The sequence below is a fragment of the Streptomyces sp. NPDC101132 genome (assembly GCF_044759225.1).
Lineage (GTDB): Bacteria > Actinomycetota > Actinomycetes > Streptomycetales > Streptomycetaceae > Streptomyces.
In genome coordinates, this window is record NZ_JBIVYX010000003.1 from 1 (window position 1) to 7,370 (window position 7,370).

Annotated in this window: 10 protein-coding genes and 1 tRNA gene; 4 read left to right on the forward strand and 7 right to left on the reverse strand. The window is 74.8% G+C overall.

Features of this window, described 5'->3' with window-relative positions:
- Positions 1–91: 91 nt before the first annotated feature.
- The 6 genes from ACIQUR_RS07565 to ACIQUR_RS07590 all read right to left on the reverse strand — a co-directional run bounded on the left by ACIQUR_RS07565 (position 92) and on the right by ACIQUR_RS07590 (position 4,719).
- Positions 92–298 carry a zinc ribbon domain-containing protein gene (locus ACIQUR_RS07565; RefSeq protein WP_399951611.1) on the reverse strand — a complete coding sequence of 69 codons (207 nt, stop codon included), beginning with the start codon at positions 296–298 and terminating at the stop codon, positions 92–94.
- Between the two features lie 9 nt (positions 299–307).
- The gene (locus tag ACIQUR_RS07570; RefSeq protein ID WP_403659885.1) at positions 308–1,000 is read right to left on the reverse strand and encodes a hypothetical protein; all 693 of its coding nucleotides are present in this window, start codon (positions 998–1,000) and stop codon (positions 308–310) included.
- Positions 997–1,614 carry a bifunctional 4-hydroxy-2-oxoglutarate aldolase/2-dehydro-3-deoxy-phosphogluconate aldolase gene (locus ACIQUR_RS07575; protein WP_403659888.1) on the reverse strand — a complete coding sequence of 206 codons (618 nt, stop codon included), beginning with the start codon at positions 1,612–1,614 and terminating at the stop codon, positions 997–999. The genes ACIQUR_RS07570 and ACIQUR_RS07575 overlap by 4 nt, the downstream gene beginning before the upstream one ends.
- 30 nt (positions 1,615–1,644) lie before the next feature.
- On the reverse strand, positions 1,645–2,352 hold the full coding sequence (locus ACIQUR_RS07580; RefSeq protein ID WP_403659891.1) for a FadR/GntR family transcriptional regulator: 708 nt from the start codon (positions 2,350–2,352) through the stop codon (positions 1,645–1,647).
- Positions 2,353–2,500: 148 nt separating this feature from the next.
- Positions 2,501–3,223 (reverse strand): DUF4383 domain-containing protein, encoded by a 723-nt coding sequence (locus ACIQUR_RS07585; RefSeq protein ID WP_403659894.1) that lies wholly within the window; start codon positions 3,221–3,223, stop codon positions 2,501–2,503.
- A gap of 251 nt (positions 3,224–3,474) precedes the next feature.
- Positions 3,475–4,719: a hypothetical protein gene (locus ACIQUR_RS07590; protein WP_403659897.1), complete on the reverse strand. Its 1,245-nt coding sequence runs from the start codon at positions 4,717–4,719 to the stop codon at positions 3,475–3,477.
- 113 nt (positions 4,720–4,832) lie between these two features.
- On the opposite strand from ACIQUR_RS07590, the gene ACIQUR_RS07595 reads away from it, so the two are divergent.
- The 4 genes from ACIQUR_RS07595 (at position 4,833) to ACIQUR_RS07610 (ending at position 6,452) form a co-directional block, all read left to right on the forward strand.
- Positions 4,833–4,907 (forward strand) — tRNA-Val (locus tag ACIQUR_RS07595).
- Between the two features lie 115 nt (positions 4,908–5,022).
- Entirely contained in the window at positions 5,023–5,658 is a 636-nt protein-coding gene (locus tag ACIQUR_RS07600; protein ID WP_403659900.1) for a VOC family protein, read from the forward strand.
- Between the two features lie 121 nt (positions 5,659–5,779).
- Positions 5,780–6,001, forward strand: a complete 222-nt coding sequence (locus ACIQUR_RS07605; protein WP_403659903.1) for a hypothetical protein — start codon at positions 5,780–5,782, stop codon at positions 5,999–6,001.
- 166 nt (positions 6,002–6,167) lie between these two features.
- Entirely contained in the window at positions 6,168–6,452 is a 285-nt protein-coding gene (locus tag ACIQUR_RS07610; protein ID WP_403659906.1) for a DUF2277 domain-containing protein, read from the forward strand.
- 78 nt (positions 6,453–6,530) lie between these two features.
- On the opposite strand, the gene ACIQUR_RS07615 is transcribed toward ACIQUR_RS07610, so the two are convergent.
- Entirely contained in the window at positions 6,531–7,043 is a 513-nt protein-coding gene (locus tag ACIQUR_RS07615) for a hypothetical protein (RefSeq protein WP_403659909.1), read from the reverse strand.
- Positions 7,044–7,370 lie beyond the last annotated feature (327 nt).

Below are 7,370 nucleotides of genomic sequence, written 5' to 3' on the forward strand. Positions count from 1 at the left end.
GGTACCCCCACCGCGTTGACTCCCTCCTCCGCCTTGCGATCGCACGCACCAGGCCCCGCTCCCTGATCCGGCCTGATCCGAAAGACAGGGCCTAGCCGCAGCCCCCGCCGCCGCAGCAGCCGCCGCCCGAGGGGGCCGCGGGAGCGGACTTCGTACCGCCGACGGCGACGGCCGACAGCAGCTTGACGGTGTCGTCGTGCCCGGCGGGGCAGGCGGCGGGGGCGGCGGACTCGGCCATCGGCCGGCTCACCTCAAAGGAGTCCCCACAGGTGCGGCAGCGGAATTCGTAACGAGGCATGCGCACAGGCTACGGGGCCGGGGGCGGGCCGCTCCATCCCCCGGCGGAGGCGCTCCGTCCCCCGGCGGCCGCCCGCGCGGCCCGGACGTGCGCGGGCGCGCCGCCGAGGAGGGCGGTGAGGTAGGCGGCGGTCGCGGGGGCGGTGGGGCCGGGGGCGGCGGTGCAGGCCGGGTCGCCGGTCGCGGCGGGCGCCGGGGTCGCCTCCGAGGGCGGGCCGGCCCGGTGTGCGGAGCCGTCCTCCGTGTACGCCGTCACCGCGCCGTCCTCGTGCCTGACCAGCACCTCGCCGACGCCGAGCGCCAGCAGCACCCCCGCCCGTGCCGCGGTGTCCCCGGCCGTGTGGTCCGGCAGGCACAGCGCCAGCCCGCCCTCCGTGGCGATCAGGGCGTCCGCGCGCGGGGCCCAGGCGCGCAGGGTCCCGGCGGCCGTCCCGGGTGCCGTTCCGCCGGCCGTTGCGGCCCGGTGGTCCACCTCCAGGCACACCAGGGCCGAGCGTTCGCCGGCCAGGCGGAGCGCCAGGCCGGCCGTGTCGAGCGATTCGGGGGAGGCGGTGGCGGCGGTGCCGGTCAGGTGGAGGACGCGGGGGCGCGTCTCCTCGTACGTACGGTGCAGCAGCGTGGCGCGCGACGGCGCCACCGTGGCGTCCGTCCCGGCGGCCCGCAGGGCGCCCGCGAGGGCGGCGTCGAAGGTCAGCACGCTCACGCGCACACCGCCTTGAACCGCGCCGCCCGCTTCCGCAGCTCCCCGAGGTCGCCGCCGTCCGCCGCGTCCCCGACCAGCGGGGCGCCCACGCCCACCGCCATCGCGCCCGACCGCAGGTACTCGCCCGCCCGCTCCGCGTCCACCCGCCCGACCGGCACGAACGGCAGGTCGGGGAACGGCGCGCGCAGCGCCCGCAGGTACGCCGGGCCGCCGACCGAGCCCGGCAGCAGCGTGAGCGCGGCCGCCCCCGCCCGGTCCGCCGCGGCCACCTCCCGTGCCGTGGAGACCCCGGCGAGCACGGGCACGCCCTGCCGTACGGATTCCTCGACGCCCGGGCCCAGGGCCGGTACGGCCAGCAGGTTCGCCCCCGCGTCCCGGGCGCGCTGCGCGTCCCCGGCGGTCAGCACCGCGCCGGCGCCGAGCCACGCCTCCGTGCCCAGTTCGCGGCGGGCACGCTCGATGACGTCCAGCGCGCCGGCCCCGCTGAGCGCGACCTCCACCAGCGGAACGCCCTCCTCCACCAGCGTCATGACGGTGCGGAACGAGGCCTCCGGGTCCTTGCCCCGCACGATCGCGACCAGCCGCTCCTCCCTCAGGGCAGCGGTGAACTCCATGGTCTTCCTTCCTGGGCCGGCGGCCTGGACTCAGGCCCCGAGCGCGGGCGCCGCGGGCTGGTACCGCTGGGCCACGTCGAGCAGTTCGAGCACGGACATGTACGCGCCGTCCGGGTCCCCGGTCCTGATCTCCCGGACCACGGCCGCGTGGATGCCGACGGGGTCCTCGAAGGTCTGGGCGTGGACTTTGCGATCGCGTTCGATGAGCGGCGGCACGATGACCCGCTGCATCTGGACGAAGAAGTGGTTGTGCGAGGCCGCCAGCAGGGCGGTGTGGAAGGCCGCGTCGGCCTCCGCGTGCCGGTCGGGGTCGCGCCCGGCGCCGGCCATCAGGGCCAGCCCGCCCTCCAGGGCGGCGAAGTCGTCCGGGGTGGCGCGGTCGGCGGCCAGCGCGGCGGCTGCCGGCTCGACCGAGCGGCGCAGCTCCAGCAGGTCCGCGAAGAAGCAGTCCGGCGGGCCCGCGTCGAGCTTCCAGCGCAGCACGTCTGCGTCGAGCAGGTTCCAGTCGCGGGCCGGCCGGACGAAGGTGCCGCGCTTCGGGCGGGCGTCCAGCAGCCCCTTGGCCGTCAGCACCTTGACGGCCTCGCGGAGCACCGTCTGGCTCACGCCGAGTTCGGTCATGAGGGCGGGCAGTTCGAGGACCGCTCCCTCGGGGTGACTGCCGTCGAAGATCCTGCGGGCCAGGCCCTCGACCGCGGTGCGGTGGATGCCGCGGCCCGCGTAGGCGGCGTCGCTCACGTCGTCTGTTCCTGTCTCCCCTGACACCCCAGACAGGCAAAGATTTGCATAAGTAATAGTAAATAAGCAAAACAGGGCGGGCGTCCCGCGACGCCCGGACGCGCGGACGACGCCCTGCCGCGACGCCCGGACACCTCGCCCCGACGCGCTAACGGCGGGAAACGGCCCGCATCTCGGGTGTCATCCTGCGCTCCTCGCGGGCGGCCTGCTCGGGGTGCCTGGCACGCCAGTACGGGTTGTCGTGCGGCAGCGCGCTGCCGACCCGCCCGTACATCCCGAACCACATCAGCATCACGCCCACCACGAAGCTGAACAGCACGTTCTCGATCTCGAACGCCAGGAAGTTCAGCTCGGTGTCCAGCAGCGCGAGGTTCACGAAGCCGCTCGCGATGAAGGCCACGCCGAGGACGATGTTCAGCGTCGAGGCGAAGTTGCCGCCGATCACCATGCCGACGAAGAGCAGCAGGCCCACGCAGATCGACAGCACGCTGAGCGCGCCGTTGGTGTTCAGGCCGAGGACCTGGTCGCCGCCGGTGTCGAAGAAGCCGATGTTGTCGGTCAGTCCGAGGATGCCGAAGAGTACCAGCAGCAGGCCGGTCAGCCCCGCGCCCACCCGGTAGACCTTGCTCAGCCTGTGGTCGGCCGGCAGGTGCTCGACGAGCTGCGCGGTGACGGGGTGCGTGAGGCGCTGCACCAGGCCGGGCCCCTCCGGCTCGGGTGGCGGCCCGTACGGCTCGTGGGCCACGTAGGGCGCGTAGTGCTCGTGCGGCTCGGTGCACCCGTACGCGGCGTGCGGCTCGTAGGACTCCGGCCGCACGGGAGCTGCGTGGGACGTACGAGGCCGGGGCCGGTGGAAAACGTGGGCAGCCATGACGCCCTCCTCTGCTCCGTTCCCTGCACCTCCCAGCATCCGCCGCGAGCGCGCGACGGACAACCGGCCAGGAGGCCGAGCGGGAGGCCGAGCGGGACCGTGCCCCCGAGGGACGTCCGACCCGCCGCCCACGGCCACCGCCGGCGCAGAACCGGCCCGCCGACCACGGACGGGAGATCCGGAGCCGCCACCCCCACCACGGACGTGCGGTCCGGAGCCTGCTCGCCGACCGCGGACGGGGCGGTCCGGGCTCAGCCGGTGCCGCGCTGGGAACGGATCTCGGTGACGACCCGCCCGACCGCGGCCCGCACGTCCTCCATCTCCCGCAGGAATCCCCACCAGTCGGGGTGTACGCCCTCCAGCCCGGCCACCGCCCGGTCCACCCGCGCCACCGCCTGGTCCAGCGGACGCGCGTGCCGCGGATCGGGCACGCTGCGGCCCTCCATCGCCAGCCGCTGCGCGTCCCGGATCGCGAACCGCGTCCGCTGGACCTCCGGCTGCGGATCCTTCGCCACGGCGTCCAGCGCCCGCAGCCGGTCCCCGGCCGCCGAGACGGCCTCGTCCACCGAGTCCAGCAGGGCCCTGATCGTGCCGAGCAGCGCCGTCGCGTCGGCCCAGCGCTGCTCGCGGCGCGCGGCCGCCGCCTCGCCCAGCTTCTCCTCCGCCCGCCGTACGCTCTCCACGGCCTGGTCCGGAACCTGTTGCAGGTCCTGCCAGCAGGCGGCGCTGAACCGGCGCCGCAACTCGCTCAGCACCGGATCCACCTGTCCGGCCCGGGTGTGCAGCGCCTGGGCGCGGGTCCGCAGGCTCACCAGCCGCCGGTCCATCTCGGCCGCCCGCTCCGGCAGCCGCTCGGCCTCCGCCCGCACGGCCTCGGCGTCCCGCAGGATCCGGTCGGCCCGCTGCACCGTCTCCTGTACGCCGTGCTGCGCGGCGCCCTGGTTGAGCTTGGTGAGCTCCGGCGCGAGCGCGGCGAGCCGCGCCGCCAGGTCGTCCGCCCGCATCCCGCCCGCCCGCACCGCGTCCAGCGCGTCGCTCGCGGCCAGCAACGCCGCCCGGGCCCGCTCCCGCGCCGGCGCGACCCGCGCCAGCTGCGTCTCCGCGTTCCGCAGCAACGGCTCGAGACCCTGCGCGAACCGGTCCAGCTCGCCCTTGACCCGTACGAGCTCGTCCCGGGCCTGCTCCAGCTCCCCGCGCGCCCGGCCGGCGACCGCGGCCTCCAGCTCGGGGCGGTCCAGGTCGTACCGGTCGACGGTCTCGATGTACACGTGACTGACCTGGTCGATGCGGTGGCCGAGCGCGGTGAACCCCTCCGACGCCTGGCGCGCCGCCGGCGACCCGTCGGCCGCGACGATGGTCTCGATGGAGATCCGCAGGTCCCGCTGCGCGGTGTCCAGCTCGTAGAACGCGGCCGCGGCGGCATCCTTGGCAGCCTGCGCCTCGGCCCGTCGGCTCTCGTCCCGCCCACCGAACCACCGCCGGGAAGTCGCCGTCACAATCCCTCTCCCGTACCCCGTACCACGCCCACCGTGCCCCGGTTCATTGTCCCCCACACGAACGGGTTTGCGTCAGGGGCATGGCCTCCATGTAGGCTGTCTCCTCGTTCCACGGGTGCGTAGCTCAGGGGTAGAGCGCTGCTCTTACAAAGCAGATGTCGGCGGTTCGAAACCGTCCGCGCCCACCAGTGAAAGGCCCCCAGCCGCGATCGGCTGGGGGTCTTTTGTTGTGGTTCGGGGGGTGTGGTGGGGTGGTGGGCGTGGCGTCGGGGATTGGGTGGGTCGTCCGGGGATGATGGCGCCGTGCGACTTGATCATGTGTCCTATGCGGTGGCCCGCGACAGCTTCGTCTCGACCGTCCAGTGGATCGGATCGGCCCTCGGCGCCGGGTTCGTCGACGGGGGTGCGCACCCTCGGTTCGGCACCCGCAACTTCATCCTCCCGCTGAGCGGCGGCACCTACGTCGAGGTCGTCACCACGCTCGACCACCCCGCCGCCGACCGCGCGCCCTTCGGGCAGGCGGTCGCGCGCCGCGCCGCCGAGGGCGGCGGCTGGCTCGGCTGGGTGGTCTCCGTCGACGACATCGCCCCGGTCGAGGCCCGGCTCGGCCGCACGTCGGCCGAGGGCCACCGGGTCCGCCCCGACGGGTTCGACCTGAGGTGGAAGCAGATCGGTCTGCTGGAGCTGATGGAGGACCCGCAACTGCCCTACTTCCTCCAGTGGCTGGTCCCGGCCGAGGAGCGACCGAGCGCCGGTCCGCGGACCTCCACCAGCATCCACGGGGTCTCGATCGCCGGTGACGCCGCCTCCATCGCCGAGTTCCTCGGCGAACCGGCCGACCACCCCCTCGACCAGATCGACGTCACCTGGGTCGAGGACGAGGAGCCGGGTCTGGTCGCGGTCGAGTTCGCCACCGCCCGCGGCCCGGTCACCATCTGAGCGCAGAAGGCCCCCGGCGGTGGTCGGCCGGGGGCCTTTTGGCGGTCTGTGGGGCGGTCCTGGCGGGAAGTGACGAACGAGACCCTCCTGCGGACGCGGGCGGGGGCACATACTGGGCTGGATGACAAAGCCGGTAGTACCCAAGCGCCATTTGCCCACGAGCCCCTTCAGGGCTCCCGTCACGTCGCCGCCGGAGCAGTTCGCCGTGGGCGACCAGGTCACGCACGACGTCTACGGGCTCGGACGTGTGATCGGGATCGAGGCCGGGATCGCCGCCCTCGTCGACTTCGGCTCGGTCCGGGAGCGGATCCTGAGCCCCTACGCCAAGATGAGCAAGCTGTAGCACCGAGGTGCCGGGGCGCGGCACGTCAGCCCCTCTGCGGGGTCATGCAGGAGGCGGCCGGTCACCGGCCGTCCGCACCTCCGTGTGCAGAGTCCCCTTGCCGGTGCGGTGAGGGGGCTTTCTGCTGGTCCGGGCGTGTGTCGGTGGGGGTGGGGATACTCGGGGTATGTGTCGGAGTATTAAGACGTTGCGGCCGCCGGCGATTCCGCACGAGGCGACCGAGGACGAGATGCGGGCCGCTGCGCTGCAGTACGTGCGGAAGGTATCCGGGTTCCGGGCGCCTGCGGCGCACAACCGCGAGGTCTTCGAGCGGGCCGTCGAGGCCGTGGCCGAGGCCACCCGGGAGCTGCTCGAAGGCATCGAGGTGCGGGGGAGTGGGGCCCATGCCCATGCCCAGGGCCATGGGCATGGGCATGGGCATGGGCCGGCTGCTGCGGCTGCCGAGGGGTAGGCCGTCCGGCTGGGCGGGCTGTGTGCCGGGCCGGAGGCGCGGGCCGGTGCTGGCGGTGTGGCCCGCGCCCCCGGGGCGTCAGGCGGTGGGTTCGGCGCGGCGGCGGAGGTACCAGACGCCCGCGCCCAGGGCGCCGGCCACGAGGGCGCCGCCGATGGCGATCTCGCCCGGGCTGACCTGGCCCATGCTGCCGCCCAGGCCGCCGCGCGCCGCGCCCGGCGTGACGTGCAGGGAGACCGTGGTGGTGCGGCCGCCCAGGCCGTCGCACTGGAAGGTGACCGTGTGCGTGCCGGGGCTCGCGTTGCGGTGGACGGTGGCGCTGCCGAAGAGGTTCGTGGCCTCCAGGTTGCCGGGCGTGAGGTTGACCGTGCCGAAGGCGCTGGAGCGCGCCGTGCCGGTGCGGGTGCCGCAGCCCTCGACGTTCAGGCCGACGCGGCCGCCGGGTGCGACCGTGGTCGGCGATACGGAGGCCACCAGCCGGCCCCCGCTGTTGTTCGCCGCGGCGCCCGGGGCGAGGGCGAAGGCGAGTGCGGTCGGCAGGAGGGTGGCGGCGGTCAGGACGGTCGCGGCCGCGACGTTTTTCGGACGCATGGTGGACTCCTCTACTCCTCGGAAACGGCGCGGCCAGGCACGGATGTGACGCGGATTCGGTCGCGCATCGTGCTTCGGACGCTAGGAGTGCGGGAGCCGCACGGCGATCGGTGCCGAGTGAACGGGTGAGGAGACTCCCCCGCCCGGGCGAGCCTCCCGGCGTGTCGCGGGAAGACGAACCGAGTGGGCCCGGACCGCGGGAAGACGAACCGCCGGGGAGCGGGTCGAGGTGCGGGGGGGGGGGGGGGGGGGGGCGCGCGGGGGGGGGGGGGGGGGGGGGCGGGGGGCGGGGGGGGGGGGGGGGGGGGGTGCCGGGGCGCGCGTGCC

Coding starts and splice junctions, on each gene's coding strand:
- ACIQUR_RS07565 (WP_399951611.1), bottom strand. CDS start 298: ATGCCTCGTTACGAATTCCGCTGCCGCACCTGTGGGGACTCCTTTGAG.
- ACIQUR_RS07575 (WP_403659888.1), bottom strand. CDS start 1,614: ATGGAGTTCACCGCTGCCCTGAGGGAGGAGCGGCTGGTCGCGATCGTG.
- ACIQUR_RS07585 (WP_403659894.1), bottom strand. CDS start 3,223: ATGGCTGCCCACGTTTTCCACCGGCCCCGGCCTCGTACGTCCCACGCA.
- ACIQUR_RS07605 (WP_403659903.1), top strand. CDS start 5,780: ATGACAAAGCCGGTAGTACCCAAGCGCCATTTGCCCACGAGCCCCTTC.
- ACIQUR_RS07610 (WP_403659906.1), top strand. CDS start 6,168: ATGTGTCGGAGTATTAAGACGTTGCGGCCGCCGGCGATTCCGCACGAG.
- ACIQUR_RS07615 (WP_403659909.1), bottom strand. CDS start 7,043: ATGCGTCCGAAAAACGTCGCGGCCGCGACCGTCCTGACCGCCGCCACC.